Origin of the sequence: Nostocoides japonicum T1-X7, assembly GCF_001046855.1 — a bacterium.
GTDB classification, from domain to species: domain Bacteria; phylum Actinomycetota; class Actinomycetes; order Actinomycetales; family Dermatophilaceae; genus Nostocoides; species Nostocoides japonicum.
Window position 1 is genome coordinate 421,277 of record NZ_HF570958.1, and the last position, 15,821, is coordinate 437,097.

14 protein-coding genes are annotated in these 15,821 nt (G+C 71.3%); 3 read left to right on the top strand and 11 right to left on the bottom strand.

Annotated elements, in window-relative coordinates:
• Positions 1 to 8 precede the first annotated feature (8 nt).
• From BN12_RS01895 to BN12_RS01915, 5 genes are all read right to left on the bottom strand, one after another.
• Positions 9 to 1,877, bottom strand: a complete 1,869-nt coding sequence (locus tag BN12_RS01895; RefSeq protein ID WP_048549792.1) for an acyl-CoA dehydrogenase — start codon at positions 1,875 to 1,877, stop codon at positions 9 to 11.
• 132 nt (positions 1,878 to 2,009) lie between these two features.
• The gene (locus tag BN12_RS01900; RefSeq protein WP_048549793.1) at positions 2,010 to 3,494 is read right to left on the bottom strand and encodes a mannitol dehydrogenase family protein; all 1,485 of its coding nucleotides are present in this window, start codon (positions 3,492 to 3,494) and stop codon (positions 2,010 to 2,012) included.
• A gap of 13 nt (positions 3,495 to 3,507) precedes the next feature.
• Positions 3,508 to 4,392: a carbohydrate ABC transporter permease gene (locus tag BN12_RS01905; protein WP_048549794.1), complete on the bottom strand. Its 885-nt coding sequence runs from the start codon at positions 4,390 to 4,392 to the stop codon at positions 3,508 to 3,510.
• Entirely contained in the window at positions 4,389 to 5,330 is a 942-nt protein-coding gene (locus tag BN12_RS01910; RefSeq protein WP_048549795.1) for a carbohydrate ABC transporter permease, read from the bottom strand. The genes BN12_RS01905 and BN12_RS01910 overlap by 4 nt, the downstream gene beginning before the upstream one ends.
• Positions 5,327 to 6,694 carry an ABC transporter substrate-binding protein gene (locus BN12_RS01915; RefSeq protein ID WP_048549796.1) on the bottom strand — a complete coding sequence of 456 codons (1,368 nt, stop codon included), beginning with the start codon at positions 6,692 to 6,694 and terminating at the stop codon, positions 5,327 to 5,329. Before BN12_RS01915 ends, BN12_RS01910 begins: the two co-directional genes overlap by 4 nt.
• A 156-nt stretch (positions 6,695 to 6,850) precedes the next feature.
• Here BN12_RS01915 and BN12_RS01920 point away from each other — a divergent pair, with 156 nt between their 5' ends.
• Positions 6,851 to 7,855 (top strand): sugar-binding transcriptional regulator, encoded by a 1,005-nt coding sequence (locus BN12_RS01920; RefSeq protein ID WP_048549797.1) that lies wholly within the window; start codon positions 6,851 to 6,853, stop codon positions 7,853 to 7,855.
• 18 nt (positions 7,856 to 7,873) lie between these two features.
• On the opposite strand, the gene BN12_RS01925 is transcribed toward BN12_RS01920, so the two are convergent.
• From BN12_RS01925 to BN12_RS01945, 5 genes are all read right to left on the bottom strand, one after another.
• Positions 7,874 to 8,665, bottom strand: a complete 792-nt coding sequence (locus tag BN12_RS01925; RefSeq protein ID WP_048549798.1) for a DeoR/GlpR family DNA-binding transcription regulator — start codon at positions 8,663 to 8,665, stop codon at positions 7,874 to 7,876.
• A complete protein-coding gene (locus tag BN12_RS01930) occupies positions 8,662 to 9,684 on the bottom strand; it encodes a zinc-dependent alcohol dehydrogenase (protein WP_048549799.1) in 1,023 nt (340 codons plus the stop codon). The genes BN12_RS01925 and BN12_RS01930 overlap by 4 nt, the downstream gene beginning before the upstream one ends.
• Positions 9,685 to 9,694: 10 nt before the next feature.
• Positions 9,695 to 10,696, bottom strand: coding sequence for a 1-phosphofructokinase family hexose kinase (locus tag BN12_RS01935; protein ID WP_048549800.1), 1,002 nt, complete (start codon positions 10,694 to 10,696; stop codon positions 9,695 to 9,697).
• A complete protein-coding gene (locus BN12_RS01940) occupies positions 10,693 to 11,547 on the bottom strand; it encodes a class II fructose-bisphosphate aldolase (RefSeq protein ID WP_048549801.1) in 855 nt (284 codons plus the stop codon). The genes BN12_RS01935 and BN12_RS01940 overlap by 4 nt, the downstream gene beginning before the upstream one ends.
• Before the next feature lie 133 nt (positions 11,548 to 11,680).
• Positions 11,681 to 13,018, bottom strand: coding sequence for an FGGY-family carbohydrate kinase (locus BN12_RS01945; RefSeq protein ID WP_048549802.1), 1,338 nt, complete (start codon positions 13,016 to 13,018; stop codon positions 11,681 to 11,683).
• A 380-nt stretch (positions 13,019 to 13,398) separates the two neighbouring features.
• Between BN12_RS01945 and BN12_RS01950 the strand changes: the two genes are divergently transcribed.
• Positions 13,399 to 13,779, top strand: a complete 381-nt coding sequence (locus BN12_RS01950) for a hypothetical protein (RefSeq protein WP_157635297.1) — start codon at positions 13,399 to 13,401, stop codon at positions 13,777 to 13,779.
• A 532-nt stretch (positions 13,780 to 14,311) separates the two neighbouring features.
• On the top strand, positions 14,312 to 15,028 hold the full coding sequence (locus BN12_RS01955; RefSeq protein ID WP_157635298.1) for a hypothetical protein: 717 nt from the start codon (positions 14,312 to 14,314) through the stop codon (positions 15,026 to 15,028).
• Positions 15,029 to 15,032: 4 nt separating this feature from the next.
• On the opposite strand, the gene BN12_RS01960 is transcribed toward BN12_RS01955, so the two are convergent.
• Entirely contained in the window at positions 15,033 to 15,803 is a 771-nt protein-coding gene (locus BN12_RS01960) for a GNAT family N-acetyltransferase (RefSeq protein WP_048549805.1), read from the bottom strand.
• Between the last annotated feature and the right edge of the window lie 18 nt (positions 15,804 to 15,821).

Below are 15,821 nucleotides of genomic sequence, written 5' to 3' on the forward strand. Positions count from 1 at the left end.
GCCCGAGGTCAGAAGGCGGACTCGGGCACGTCCATGAGGTCGTTGTCGGACGCCTCGGCGATGGCGCGCTCGGCGGCGAGCCTCGGCAGGACGTTCTTGGCGTAGAACGACGCTGCCGCGACCTTGCCGGTGTAGAAGTCGGCGTCCCGGCCGGTCGCGCCCGCGTCGAGGGCCTCCTGGGCGACGGCGGCCTGCCGGAGCAGGAGCCAGCCGACGAGGAGGTCGCCCGCGGAGAGCAGCAGCCGGGTGGTCTGCTGGCCGACCAGGTAGACGTTCCGCGGGTCGCCGCCTTGGCGCGGGTCGGAGCGCATGAGGTCGCCGATCATCGCGCCGACGATGCCCTGGACGTTCTCCAGCGCCTCGGCGAGCAGCTCACGCTCCCGGTCCAGGCGCCCGCCCTGGGCGCCGGTGTCCTTGGCGAACTCCTGGATCTGGCTCGCGACGTGGGCGAGGGCCTGGCCCTTGTCCTTGACGATCTTGCGGAAGAAGAAGTCCTGGCCCTGGATCGCCGTCGTGCCCTCGTAGAGGGTGTCGATCTTCGCGTCGCGGACGTACTGCTCGAGCGGGTAGTCCTGGAGGAAGCCGGAGCCGCCGAAGGTCTGCAGCGACTCGGTGCCGAGGAGCACCCACGCGCGCTCGGACCCGAGTCCCTTGACGATGGGGAGCATGAGGTCGTTGACGCGGGCCGCGAGCTCGGCCGGGCTGCCCGGCTCGAGGGCCTCGGACCCGGTGCGCAGCTGCTCCATGTCGACGATGTCCTGCTGGCTCGCCGTGTAGTGGACGAGCGCGCGCAGCCCCTCGGCATACGCCTTCTGGAGCATGAGGCTGCGGCGGACGTCCGGATGGTGGGTGATCGTCACGCGAGGGGCGTCCTTGGCCGGGTTCGCGAGATCGGCCCCCTGGACGCGCTCCTTGGCGTAGTCCAAGGCGTTGAGGTAGCCCGTCGATAGCGTGGCGATGGCCTTCGTGCCGACGAGCATCCGGGCGTTCTCGATGACCCGGAACATCTGGGCGATGCCGTCGTGGACGTCGCCGAGGAGGGTCCCCACGGCCGGCCGCTCGCCGCCGAAGGTCAGCTCGCACGTCGTCGAGACCTTCAGGCCCATCTTCTTCTCGACGTTCGTCACGTAGACGCCGTTGCGCTCGCCGAGCTCGCCGGTCTCGAGGTCGACGTGGTACTTCGGCAGGACGAAGAGGGACAGGCCCTTGGTGCCCGGACCGGCGCCCTCGGGACGCGCGAGGACGAAGTGGACGACGTTGTCGACCATGTCGGACTCGGCGGAGGTGATGAACCGCTTGACCCCGGTGATCGTCCACGTGCCGTCGCCGTTGTCGTGGGCCGTCGTCCGGCCGGCACCCACGTCGGAGCCCGCATCGGGCTCGGTGAGGACCATCGTCGTGTGCCAGCCGCGCTCGACGATCCACCGGGCCAGCCGGCGCTGGTCCTCCGTGCCGAGGACGTGGAGCAGCCGGGCGAAGGAGTACGTCGCGTTGAACATGGCGACGGCGGGGTTCGCGCCGAGGAGCAGCTCGTTGATGGCCCACTTCAGGCTCGGCGGGCCGTAGACGCCGCCGAGGTCGCCACCGGCCTCGAGGCTCCAGAAGCCCGAGTCCTGCCACGCGTGGAAGGACCTCGCGAACGACGCGGGCATCGTCACCTGCTGGGTCCGCGGGTCGTAGACCGGCGGGTTGCGGTCGCCGTCGGCGAACGACTCGGCGATCTCGTGCTCGGCGAGCCGGGCGACCTCCTTGAGCATCTCGCGGGCGGTGTCCGCGTCGAGCTCGGCATACGGCTCCTGGCCCAGCACCTCGTCGCGGCCGAAGACCTCGTACAGGTTGAACTCGATATCGCGCAGATTGCTCTTGTAGTGACCCATGGGGGTGCACCTCCTCGTGCCGGAACGCCTCGGTTACTCACGAGTAATACTACTCGGTAACAAAGGCGTCCGGGAGCGAGTTCGGTCACGTCGGAGCCGGTCGAGGAGGGCGGGGGCGGCAGGCGCCGGAGGTCAGCCGGCCATGAGCTCCTCGAGCGTGGCGCGGGCCCCCTTGGCGTGGAGGGAGCCGAGGAGACGGAGGTATGCCGTCGTGAAGCGCTCGTCGTCGGCGAGGCCTCCGAAGAGGTCGGGGTCGCGGATGAAGGCCAGCGGGTCCTCGTCCTGTCGCGCCGCGGCGGCCATCACCGCGTCCCTGAGCCGGTCGACGACCTCGATGGGCCGGCCCTGCTCGTCGACGCCCTCGGCATACCGGGCCCAGGAGGCGACGACGAGGGCCGAGCAGTCGATCTCTCCGCCGTCGCGGAGGTTCGCGACGATGACCGGCACGAGCCACTTGGGGATCCGGTCCGAGCTCTCGGCGCACAGCCGGGCGAGGGTGTCGCGGACCTCGGGGTTGGCGAACCGCTCGATGAGCTCGTGGCGATAGGCGTCGAGGTCGACGCCGGGCACGGGCGGGAGCGTCGGGGACCCCTCGCGCTCCATGTAGCGCAGGAGGAAGCCGGCGAAGAGGGGGTCCTGGCATACCTCGTGGGCGTACTGGTATCCCGCGAGGGTGCCGAGGTAGCACAGCGCCTGATGGCTCGCATTGAGCAGGCGCAGCTTCATCAGCTCGTAGGGCACGACGTCGTCGACGAGCTGGACGCCCGCGTCCTCGAACGGCGGCCGGCCGCGACCGAAGTGGTCCTCGAGCACCCACTGGGTGAACGGCTCGCAGACGACGGGCCAGGCGTCCTCGACGCCGAACCGGTCGCGCAGCGCCTCGATGTCGGCGGATGTCGTGACCGGCGTGATCCGGTCGACCATGCCGTTGGGGAACCGGACGTGGGAGTCCATCCAGTCGGCGAGCTCGGGGTCCTTGAGCCGGGCGAAGGCGCCGATCATCCGGCGGGCGATGTCGCCGTTGCCCGGGAGGTTGTCGCACGACATGACGGTGAAGGGCTCGGCACCGCTCGCGCGGAGCCGGCGCAAGGCCTCGGTGACGAACCCGAAGACGGTCCGCGGCGGACCGTCGCCGGCGATATCGGCCTGGATGTCGGGGTCGCCGGCGTCGAACTCCCCGGTCACCTGGTTGACGTGGTAGCCGCCCTCGGTGACGGTGAGGCTGACGATCCGGGTCGCCGGGTCGGTGAGCCGGTCGAGCACGGCCGCGGGGTCGTCGGGGGCGAAGAGGTAGTCGACGATCGACCCGATGACCCGCGGCTCGAGCGTCCCGTCGGGATGCTTGACGACGAGCGTGTAGAGGCCCTCCTGCGGCCGGAGGGCGTCCCGCATCCGCGCGTCGCCGGGAAGCGTTCCGACCCCGACGATGCCCCAGTCCATCGCCTCGCCGGCGTTCATGAGCCGGTCGACGTACATCGCCTGGTGGGCGCGGTGGAAGCCGCCCACGCCGAAGTGGACGATGCCCGGGGTGACGTGGGAGCGGTCGTATGCCGGTCGCCCGACCTCGGCGGCGAGGTCGCCGAGGTGGGCGGAGGACAGGGTGATGGGGTCGGTCACGTCCCCACGCCTATCACTTGACGGCGCCCATGGACAGGCCTTGGACGAGCTTGTCCTGTGCGGCGAAGCCGGCGATGAGGACGGGGAGGGAGATGACGAAGGAGGCGGCGCAGACCTGGGCGAGGAAGAGTCCTTGGCTGGTGACGAACCCGGTGAGGAAGACGGGTGCGGTCTCGGCTCGGGTGCCGGTGAGGACGCGGGCGAAGAGGAGCTCGTTCCAGGAGAAGATGAAGCAGATGAGGGCGGCCGAGGCGATGCCGGGCATGATGACGGGGGCGATGATCTTGCGGAGGGTGGTGACGAGGTTGGCGCCGTCGACCTCGGCTGCTTCGAGCATCTCGACGGGGACCTCGGACAGGAACGAGCGGAGCATCCACACGGCGATGGGCAGGTTCATCGAGGTGTAGAGGATGACCAGGAGCCAGATGTTGTCGAGGAAGTGGATCTTCTCGGCGATGAGGTAGACGGGCAGCAGGGCGGCGACGGCGGGCATGAACTTGGTGGAGAGGAAGAAGAAGAGGACGTCGCTCCACTTCTTCACCGGCCGGATCGACAGGGCGTAGGCGGCGGGCAGGGCCAGGACGATGACCAGGGCGGTGGAGATGATGCTGGCCGTCGCGGAGTTGAGGATCGGCGGCCAGGGGTGGGATCCGAAGAAGGCGTGGTAGCCCTCGGTCGACAGCGGGGCGAAGATCTTCGGCGGGTTGGCGGCGGCGTCGGTCTCGGAGTGGAAGGAGGTGAGGATCATCCACAGGACCGGCAGGACGAACAGGATGCTGATGATCCAGGCGAGGGCCGACAGCAGCATGGCCTTGCGGGGCGGCTTGTGGTGGCGGATCTCCTGGGTGGTGGCGGTGCCGGTGGTGGCCCGGCCGGGGGTGGCGGCGGTGGTGCTCATCGGGTGTCCTCCCGGAACAGGCTGATGACGGTTCGCAGGGCGAACGTCGCGATGATGATGGAGCCGATGACGACGATGACGCCGGCGGCGGAGGCGCGGCCGTAGTCGTGGGCGGAGTAGAACGTCTCGTAGATGTAGTAGGGCAGGTTGGCGGTGCCCAGGCCGCCGCTGGTGATGGTGAAGACCGCGTCGAAGTTCTGGATGATGTAGATCGCGCCGAGCAGGCCGGACAGCTCGATGTACTGGCGCAGGTGGGGCAGGGTCATGTTGGTGAAGATCTGCCAGGGGGAGGCGCCGTCGATGCGGGCGGCCTCGACGACGTCCATGGGGCGGCTCTGCAGGCCGGCGAGCAGGATGAGCATCATGAACGGCGTCCACTGCCACACGAGGGTGACGACGATCGCCGCGAGCGGATGGTTGCTGATCCAGTCCGGCTGGGGAGCCCCGCTGCCGCCGATCCAGCGCAGGATGCCGTTGAGCAGGCCGTACTGCGCGTTGTAGATCGCGTGCTTCCACACCAGCGCCGCGGCGACGGGGACGATGAGGAAGGGCGTGATCATCAGGGTCCGGGCGACGGCCCGGCCGCGGAACTTGCGGTCGAGCAGGAGCGCGATGAGCAGTCCGAGGACGAGGCTGAGCAGGACGACCGAGACGGTGAGGATGATCGTGACGATGATCGCCTGGCGGGCGTCGACGTCGGTGAGGACCTTGCCGAAGTTGGACAGGCCCGCGAAGCCCCGGTCGTCGGGGTAGTAGGCGTTCCAGTCCATGAAGGAGATGACCAGGGTCGCCACGAAGGGGATCTGGGTCACCACGATCATGAAGACCAGCGCGGGCAGCAGGGGCGCGCGGCGGGCCCAGTCCCCGGCCCGCTGCATCGTGGAGGGCGCCGGCGCCCCGGGGGCCGTCGTGGGCGCGGAGGTGCTTGTCGTCGTCATTCGCCCGCTCGCTTCCGGTAGTCGGCGGCCACGTCGTCGGCTCGCTGCTGGCCCCGTTTGAGAGCCTGGGCGACGGACATCTTCCCGGCGATCGCCGAGCTGACGTCCTGGCTGACCTCGGTGCCGAGGTTGGTGAACTCAGGGATGCCGACGAACTGGATGCCCGGTGCCGGGCGGGGCTGGACACCCGGGTTCAGCGGGTCGGCGGAGGAGATCGCTTCCAGCGTCGGCTTGGCGAACGCGCTGGAGGCCTTGAGGTAGTCGGGGTTGACGTAGGTCGAGGCGCGCTTGCCGGCCGGGACGCGGGACCAGCCCAGCTGCTTGCCGACGAGCTCCTCGTACTCGCGGCTGGAGGCCCAGGAGATGAACTTCCACGCCGCCTCCTTGCGGGGGCTGGCCTGCTCGATGGCCCACGCCCACGTGTACAGCCACCCCGAGCTCTTGGTCAGGACGACCGGAGCCGGGGCATACCCGATCTTGCCCTTGACGGGAGAGTCGGACGACTCCAGCGACCCCGCCGCGGACGTCGCGTCGTACCACATCGCGACGCTGCCCTGGGTCAGGTCGTTGAGGCACTCGGTGAACCCGGACTGCGCGGCACCCTTCTCGCCATGCGCCCGAACGAGGTTGACGTAGAAGTTCGTCGCCTTCGTGAACCCCGGCCCGTCGACCTCGGCCTGCCAGTCCTTGGTGAACCACGTCCCGCCGAAGGTGTTGACGACCGTCGTCAACGGCGCGAACACCTGACCCCAGCCGGGCTGGCCGCGCAGGCAGATGCCCGCCATCCCCGGCTGCGCCCCGTCGACCTTCGCCGCGATGTCGGCCACCTGCGGCCACGTCGGATGCGCGGGCATCGTGATGCCCTTGGCCGCCAGGACGTCCTTGCGGTACATGAGGAAGCTCGACTCACCGTAGAACGGCTCGCCGTACAGCTTCCCGTCGACCGTCAACGCCTGCGTCATCGGCTTGAGGATGTCGTCCTGGTCGAACCCGGGATCGTTCGCGACGAAGTCCGACAACGGCGCGACCCACTTGCTCTTGGCATAGATCGGGATCTCGAAGTTCGACAACGACGCCACGTCGTACTGACCCGCCTGGCTGGAGAACTCCTGGCTCGCCTTGTCCCGCAGGTCGTCCTCGGGCAGCACCGTGAAGTGCACCTTGATCCCGGTCTGCTTCGTGAACTGCGGCGCCAGCTGCTGCAGATCGACCATCTGCGGGTTGTTCACCATCAACACACTGATCGAGTCCGTACCACCGCCGCTCGAGGCGCCACCACCCCAGCCGGCACAGCCGGAGAGGACGATGCTCATCGCCGCGCCGCCGGCGGCGATGACTGGCCATGCTCGTGTCCTGGGCACCATTGCCCTCCTTCGGCCCTGGGGGCCCGTCCGTCGCATCGGATGACCTGGCTCAGATGAGCGCGTACTGTGCACAGATGAGATTGCTGTGATTCGGGCCCGTTGTCAACACCGGGCCCCCGAGAATGGGTCAGGATCCGTGCCGGATGAGGAGGCCAGATGGCGGCGATCAGAGGGCCCTCGGAGGCCGTGCTCGTCGACGCCGTGGCTCGTCGTCACTACCTGCTCGGCCAGTCGAAGGTCGACATCGCTCACGCCCTGGGGATCAGCCGGTTCAAGGTGGCGCGGCTCCTCGAGCTCGCGATGAGCAGCGGCGTCGTGCGGATCGAGATCGTCGGACCGAGCGGGATCGAGCCGATCCTGTCCGAGGAGCTGCGGCAGCGGATGGGCCTGGAGTATGCCGTCGTCGTCGCCGCGGAGGGCAGCGGCCGGCAGGTGCGCGAGGAGCTCGGTGCGGCCGGCGCCGGCCTCGTCGCCGAGATCGTCGGCCCCGACGACGTCCTCGGCCTGCCGTGGAGCCGCTCGGTCAACGACGTCGTCGACCGAATCACCGACCTCCCACCGGTCCCCGTCGTCCAGCTGAGCGGCGCGCTCGTCCTGCCGGACGAGAACTCCAGCTCGCCCGACGTCGTCCGTCGGGCCGCCCGCATCACCGGCGGGCCGGGTCACGTCTTCTACGCCCCGCTCGTCCTCGACGACGCGGCCTCGGCGGCTGCGCTGCGCCGGGACCCCGCCGTCCGGGACGCGATGCGGCACGTCTCCACGGTGACCGTCGCCGTCATCGGCGTCGGTGCCTGGCGGTGCGGCGCCTCGACGATCCACGACCTCGCGAGCGAGCAGGTCCGCCGCGCGGTCGCGGACGCGGGGGCCGTCGGCGAGGTCGCGGGCGTCGTCTTCGACAGGATGGGGCGCGAGATCGACGGGCCGCTGGCCCAGCGGGTGGTGAGCGTGACGGCCGAGCAGCTGCGTCGCATACCGCACGTCGTCGCCGTCGCCCACGGCCCGGCGAAGGCGGGAGCGATCGCCGCCGCCGTCCGCGGCCACCTCGTGACGAGCCTCGTGACGACGGCGGACACGGCACGGGTGCTGCTGGAGGAGTTCGCGGACGGCGTCGACGGTGAGGTCGCCGTGCCGGAGCGTGACGCGCGGACCGTGGATCACTAGGCCGTCCCGGGGCGATCCCTAGACCCGGATGACCTCGACGCCGCAGGACTGCTCGAGGTGGGCGGCCTCGTCGCGGTCCATCCCGGTGTCGGTCACGAGGACGTCGATGTCGGCGAGCTCGGCGTAGCGGAAGACCGACTCGCGACCGGCCTTCGAGTGGTCCGCGAGGAGGACGCGCAGGCGGGCCGACTCGACGAAGGCCTGCTTGACGGCGGCCTCCGCCTGGTCGGGTGTCGCGAGCCCGTGCTCGAGGGAGAAGGCGTTCGCGCCGAGGAAGGCGACGTCCGCGCGCACCGACTCCAGGTGCCGCAGCGCCCATTCGTCGACCGTCGCCTGGGTCTCCGCGCGGACCCGGCCGCCGAGAGTGGTCACTGTGCCCGCACGGCGCAGGAGGGCGAGAGCGATGGGGAGGGAGTTCGTGATGGCGATGACCTGCGGGCTCTGCGGGAAGGCCTCGGCGAGGGCCGCGATCGTCGTCCCGGAGTCGAGGAGCACGGCGCCGCTCTCGGGAACGAACTGCCGTGCCGCCGCGGCGATCCGGGCCTTCTCGTCCGCATACGACGTCCGGGCGCCGACGTGGGGCTCGTACGAGAGGGACTCGACGGGGACGGCTCCGCCGTGGACGCGCTGCAGGAGGCCGCGGTCCTGGAGGTAGAGGAGGTCCTTGCGGACCGTCTCGTGGGTGACGCCGAACGTCTCGGCGATCCCGGCTGCGCTGACCTGCCCCCTCGTGCGGAGCGTGTCGAGGATGGCCTGGTGCCGTTGCGCCGCGAGGTGGAAGTCCCCGGCCGCTGGTGTGGGATGGTTCATGGCCGGATGAGGACCTTGATCTCGTGGCCGCTCGACGACGCCGCGAACGCCGCCTCGGCCTCGGCGAGCGGGAACTGCTTCGTGATGAAGTCCTCGGCCCGCACGGCGCCCGCCTGGAGCATGGCGATCGAGGTGGCGTAGTCCTCCGGGACGTAGGTCGCGCAGCCCTGGATGCGGATCTGGTTGTCCTGCACCGTGATCGTGGGGATCGTGACGTCGGCGGACGGGACGCCGACGATGGCGACGGTGCCGCCCTTCGTCGCGAGGGCGATGGCCGCGGTGATCGTCTGCTGGACGGCGACGCAGTCGAAGACGACGTCGGCGCTCTCGCCGAGGGCCGAGCGGACCCGGTCGACGAGGCCGTCGGCGGTCGCGTCGACGACCTCGTCGGCACCGTGCCGGAGCGCGGTCTCCCGCTTGTCGGGCAGTGGGTCGGTCATGACGACGCGGCGCGCGCCCTGGTAGCGGGCGACGGCGAGCATGAGCAGGCCGATCGTGCCGCAGCCGATGATGACGACGGCCGCGCCGTCGAGGGGCCCGGCGATCCGGCCGGCGTGGACCGGCGTCGACAGCGGCTCGATGAGCGAGGCGGCGAGGTCGTCGACGTCGTCGGGGATGACGTGCAACCGGTCGGCGCGCACGACGAACTCGTCGGCCATGCCGCCCTGTCGGTAGCCGCAGCCGAAGAACTGGAGATTCTCGCAGAGGTTCTCCTCGCCGCGGCGGCACTGCTTGCACTCCCAGCAGGGGAGGGTCGGCTCGACGGTCACCCGGGTGCCGAGGGCGACGGACGTCACGGCCGACCCGACCTCGGTGACGACGCCGGTCACCTCGTGGCCCGGGTAGTACGGGATGGGGATGAGGGGGTGCCGTCCGTGGAGCGCGTGGGTGTCTGACCCGCATACCCCGATGGTGACGGTGCGGGCGCGAACCTCGCCCGGCTCCAACGGGGTTGGCGCCTCGGTGTGCAGCTCGACGCGGTCGAGCCCGGTGACGACGATGCGGCGGATGTCGGTCATGGGGAACCTCTCAGGCGGGGGTGATGGTGGTGACGATGATGCCTTCGGTGCCGCGTCGGCCGGGTGTGGGATCGACCGTCGTCGCGGACAGGCAGGCGGAGCGGCCCCAGGCCAGCGCGCGGGCCATCCGGTCGGTGGCCCGGCCGGGCCCGGCGAGCCAGCCGGAGAGGAAGGCGTCCCCGGCTCCGGCGGTGTTGACCGGGACGAGGACGGGGCCGCTGCCGTGGAGCGCGGCCGTCCCGTCGGTGTGGACGGCTCCGTCGCCGCCCATGCTGACGAGCAGCTCGACGCCGTGTGCGGCCGCGAGCCGGTGCGCGGCCGCGGCGACCTCGGTGGCGGTTCCGCTGGAGAGGTCGTCTCCGGCGATCTCGCCGAGCTCGTGCCGGTTCGGCGCAAGGAGGTCCGCCCGTGCCTCGAGTGCCGTCGTGAGAGCCTCGCCCGAGACGTCGACGGCACATCGGGCGGTATGCCGGTGCGCCAGCTCGACGAGATCGCCCACCACGGTGGGGGAGATCCCCGGCGGCAGGGAGCCGCAGATCGCGAGCCATCGGTCGGGAGGGTTGCCGGCCCTCTCGTCGGCGACGAGGCCGGCCCTCTCGTCGGCGGCGGCATCACTCTCGTCGGCGACGAGGGCGCGCTCGACGGTGTCGAGGAGCCGCTCGATCTCGGCTGCTTCCAAGGGTGTTCCTGGGCCGTTGACCTTCACCGTGTCGCCGCCTCGCAGGAGGAGCGAGGTGTTGATGCGGGTCTCGCCTCCGACGGGTACCCCGACGTGGTCGACTCCTTCGGCCTCGAGGAGCTCGAGGAGGTGCTGTCCCGTGCCGCCGCCCGCGGGGAGGACGGCGAGGGTCGACACCCCCGCGGCGTGGAGCGTTCGCGACACGTTGACGCCCTTGCCGCTCGCCTCGACCGAGGCGGTGCGGGCGCGGTGGACGTCGACGTCGCCGAGTGTGGCCTCCTCGAGGGCATACGTGAGATCGAGGCTCGGGTTGAGCGTGACGGTGACGATCACGAGGGGTCACCTCCGGCGAGCCCGACGAGCGCGGCGAGCTGGGCGACGACGTCGGCGAGCGCCTCCCGGGCGGGGCGCAGGTAGCGCCGCGGGTCGACGAGCCTCTCGTCCTCGGCGAGGGTGGCCCGGACGGCCCCCGTGAAGGCGACGTTGAGGATCGTCCCGATGTTGATCTTCACCATCCCCGCGCCCACCGCGGCTCGGAGCTGGTCGTCGGGGACGCCCGAGGAGCCGTGGAGGACGAGCGGCACGGGAAGGGCCTCGGCGAGGGCGGCGACGAGGTCGAGGTCGAGCGCCGACGTCCGGTCGGTCATCGCGTGCGAGCTGCCGACGGCGACGGCCAGCGTGTCGACCCCGGTCGCCGCGACGAACGCCTGGGCTTCGCCAGGATCGGTCCGGACCCCGGGCGCGTGGGCGCCGTCCTTGCCGCCGACCTTGCCGAGCTCGGCCTCGAGGTAGAGGCCCCGGTCGTGAGCCCAGTCGGCCGCCGCCCTCGTCGCGGCCACGTTGTCCGCATACTCGAGATGCGAGGCGTCGAACATGACCGAGCTGAGCCCTGCATCGGCCGTCTCGTGAAGAAGATCGACGCTCTCGACATGGTCGAGGTGGATCGAGAGGTCGGCTCCGGAGCCCTCGGCGACGGCGACGGTCGCCGCCGCGAGCGGTCGGAGCGCACCACCGTGGTAGCGCACGGCGTTCTCGCTGATCTGGAGGATCGCGGGGGTGCCCGCCCGCTCGGCGCCGGCGGCGATCGCCTCGGCGTGCTCGAGGGTGATGACGTTGAAGGCGGCGACGCCGTGGCCGGCGGACTGCGCTCGGGCGACGAGGTCGGCCGTCGTGACGAGAGGCATGGTGGCTCCTGATGCTGCTGGGCTCGTGCGGTCGTGGGATGCGATGCGGTTGCGTGTGCGGTGCGGTCGCTCGGGAAGCGGTGGTCGTGGGTGCGGGGCAGGTGGTCGGTGTGTCCGGTGCGATGCTCGCGGCTCAGGTGGTCGCCGCTGTCGGTAGGTCGGGAAGGTCGGCGTAGGTCCCGTCGGCGAGGCCGGCGAGGAGCGCGGCGCCGCGGCAGCCGGCCTCGGCCGTCGTCGCGCGACGGACAGGCCCGACGCTCGCGGCCTTGGCGCTCATGAAGGTCGTGCTGTGCGTCCAGCCTCCGGCGACGACGACCTCGCCGCGGGGACCGGTGGCCCTGGTCAGCACGTCGCTCAGTGCGGCGGACTGCCCGCTCACGCCCTTCGTCGCGGCTCGCCAGACGGTGCCGGGCTCGGCCGCGCGGTCAATCGTCACGTCACCCGCGCCGGGTCCGAGCGTCACGGCGTCCGGCACGTCGGGCGCGGAGGCGGCGAGCCGGTCGAGCTCGGCGAGCCCGTCCCGCTCGACCCCGAGTGCGGCGAGGACCTTGCCGAGGACGAGGCCGCCCTGGGTCGCTCCGAGGAGGCACCAGCGCTCGCGGACGGCGCTCCAGCCGACGGTGACGCCCTGCCTCGCGAGGTCCTCGACGACGTCCTCGGCGAGTCCGGGTGTCGCGGTCCGCAGGAGGGCCTCCGCCGTGCCGCACGAGACGAACTCGTCGCCGGGAGCGTGGCAGCCGAGGCCGATCGCCGCCGCCTGGTGGTCATGCCCGGCGAGGGTGAGGACGGCACCGTCGACGGCGGCGAGGGGGCCGCTCGTGCGGGCCCTCCCCACCGGCGTGCCGGCGCTGACGAGGTTGGCGAGGAGGCCCGCGTGGGCCCCGGACCACTCCATCGCCTCGGTCCACGGCTCTGCGGTATGCAGGTCGAGCCACCCCGTCCGGGAGGCGAGGGACAGCTCGCTGGCCGGCTCGCCGCCGAGTCCGCGGACGACCCACTCCGCGATGCTGTAGCGGCGACGGGCTCGCGCGGTGGCGGGGACGTGGTCGCGGAGCCAGCGGTGCTTCGTCAGGCTCCACTGGGTCCACAGCGGCAGGCCGGTCCGCCGGGAGAACCGCGAGCCGCCGAGGTCGCGGATGAGGACCTCGAGCTCCGCTTCGTCCCGGTGGTCGTGCCAGGCGATGACCGGCGCGAGCGGGGTGTCCGCCGCATCGGTGAGGACACCCGACTCCGCCATGCTCGCGACGCCGATGGCGCTCACCCGGTCGTCCGGGCACTGCTGCAGAGCCTCCGCGAGAGCGCTCCGGGCCGCGTCGAGGACGAGCCGTCCCGAGGTCTCCGCCCCCGCCCCGGTCTGCGTCCAGACGGTGGGGGCGCGTCCGACGGCGAGCTCCTCGCCGTCGGGCGTCATCAGGAGCGCCTTGACCGACGTCGTGCCGACATCGACTCCGGCGAGCAGTGACCGCGCCATCCACGCCTCCACACATGCGTTTGATTGGATTTCGTTGGATCTTGTTGTAACAGATGGAGCCCATCACCGTCAAGCACCCGGCGTTCCGTCGGTCGAGGCATTCGCGGACCGTCGTCGTCGGGTCCTCTCCTACCTCGACTCCCCGGCCGCCCCGCCGGTCGAGGTATCCAGTGACGTTCGGGTGGTCTCTCCGTACCTCGACTCCGCGGGCACCTCCACGGTTCGAGGTATCCAGTGACGCTCAGAGGAAGGCCGGATCTCCATGTACCTCGACTCCGTGGCCGTCCCTCCTGGTCGAGGTAATGGGGGACTCCCGCCAGGTCTCTCCGTACCTCGACTCCGTGGCCGTCCCTCCGGTCGAGGTAAGGAGCGACGTTCGGGTGGTCTTCCTGTACCTCGATCCCGCCAGTGTCCCGCCCGGTCGAGGTATCCAGCGACGCTCAGAGGAAGGCCGGGTCTCCCTGTACCTCGACTCCGTGGCTGCCCTCCCGGTCGAGGTATCGAGCGACCTCCAGAGGGTCTTCCCGCACCTCGACCCCGCGGCCATCCCTCCGGTCGAGGTATCGAGCGACGTTCGGGTGGTCTCTCCGTACCTCGACTCCGCGGGCGTCCCTCCGGTCGAGGTATCGAGCGACGTTCGGGTGGTCTTCCTGTACCTCCACTCCAGCACTGCCCGGCGGGTGGAGGTAATTGGTGGCCTCCGCACGGTCGCTAGATACCTCGACTCCCGCGTTCCCCTGGCGGTTAGAGGTATCTCATGACGTTGACGTAGTGCTTGACGCCGGATACCTCGACTTCCCTGCGGTCCCGCCGGTCGAGGTATCCGGTGACGTTCGGGTGGTCTTTCCGTACCTCGACTCCGGGGGCGCACCGCCGGTCAAGGTATCCAGCGGAGTCCCATGACCACGCCACGCTTCGGAAGCCGACCATCTCTCCGGGCGGCGTCCAGGGTGGACCCGTGTTTACGTCCGCGTCCGGGCATGGTTCGCTGGTGCCGTGCCCGGCGACGGGGCCGATTCGCGCCCACCCCACGACCCCGCCTCGGCGCAGGCTGCCCGGCAGGACTCCGCGCCGGCGAGTCCTGCGGCCCAGGACCCGGGCAGCTCTGCGACTCAGGATCCCGCGAGCCCCGCGGCCCAGGACCCGGCGAGCCCTGCGGCCCAGGACCCGGCGAGTCCCGCGGCCCAGGACCCGGCGAGCCCCGCTGCCCAGGATCCCGCCAGCTCTGCGACCGAGGATCAGGGCTCCGAAGGTCAAGTGGCGGGCGACCCCACCCCAGGCTCGACTCCGCCGGTGGAGGCATCACACCCGAGTGGGGCCTGGCATGCCCCGGAGGGCCGCACCTCGGGCAGCCCCTCCCCGGGCAGCCCCTCCCCGGTCAGCCCCGCCGTCACCGCGGCACGCGCCCACCTGGCCGAGGGACGGCTGTGGAAGGCGCGGGATGTGCTCGTCGACCGGGTCGCCGAGCATCACGACATCGTGGCCCTCGACCTGCTCGGGCAGGTGCTTCACGACATGGGCGATCTCCCGGCGGCCGGCGCGGTGTGGTTCGGGACGCGGCGTCAGGGCGACGACGTCGACGCCTCCGTCGCAGCGTGGCGCGACCGGTACGACGACGACTTCGTCGCGATGTGGCGCAGCCTGCCCCGCTCGGTGCGGATCCACCCCGGGTCCCGCCGGCTCGAGGCGCTCCGCGAGCGGGCCCGGCAGGCCTCGTCCGACGTCATCGAGCGCGGACGCCCGGATCCGCGGTCACCGGCTCACCCGCATACCGACCCGGCATCCGCTCCGCACGGTGACGCATCACCCCGTGACCGAGGCGAGGAGGCCCTCTCCCGGCCGCCGCTCGACGGGTCCTCCCAGGCGCCGGACGGCACGGTCGGCGAACCCGAGGGTGGCTCGGGTGGCGGGTTCGATGCGGCGACCCTCATCGCGTGGGTCCTCGCCGCCGTCTTCGTCGTCTGCGCGATCATCGGGCTCGTCACCGTCCTGCGGTGGATCGTGCCCTGAGGCGTCAGCCGACGATGCAGGCGGTTGCGACGCGCCGGAATCCGACGCGTTCGTAGACCCTCGCCACGGCGTCGTCCTGGGCCGAGAGGAAGCACGTCGTCACGCCACGGTCGCCCGCGTCGGTGGCCAGCTCGGCCGCGATCGCCGCGCCGAGGCCCCGCCGCCGGGCGGACGGCAGGACCGCGATCCCCATGAGCTCGGTCGTCTCGCCGCGCGGACTGTGGCTCCCTCCTCCGACGGGCCGACCGAGCTCGCCGTCCTCGAGTTCGAAGGCTCCGACGTATGCCGTGAGCCCGCGCTCGATGGCGTCCGGCCAGTTGCCGACGGGAGCCTGCGCCACCTCCTCGCTGCCCGCGAAGCCGGCGTCCACCGCGCCGACGACCTCCCCGAGATGGCGCGAGTCCGGGGGCATGAGCTCCAACGCATACCCGTGGGGCGGCTCGGGAGCGACCGGCTCGTCGAGGACGAGGATCGGGCAGACCTCGACGTCGAGCCCGGCCTCGCGGGCGGCGGGCAGGAGCGTCGGGGTCGTCTCGTCGACCCACTCGAGCTTCCGGGGCACCCCGATCTCGTCCTGGCGCGCCAGCGTGGCCAGGACGTCGTGGACGGTCACCTCGGCGTCGAGGCCCAGCCGCGGCCGCGCGTAGTAGGGATGCCCGCCCTCGCCGCGGCGGACGAAGAGGGTGAGCGGACCGATCTCCTCCGTCGTCGCGAATGCCCGGGGCACAGTGTCGTAGTAGGCCTCGAGGGTGGCGAGCAGGTCCGTGATGCGCATACGTCAGTGTGCTCCCGG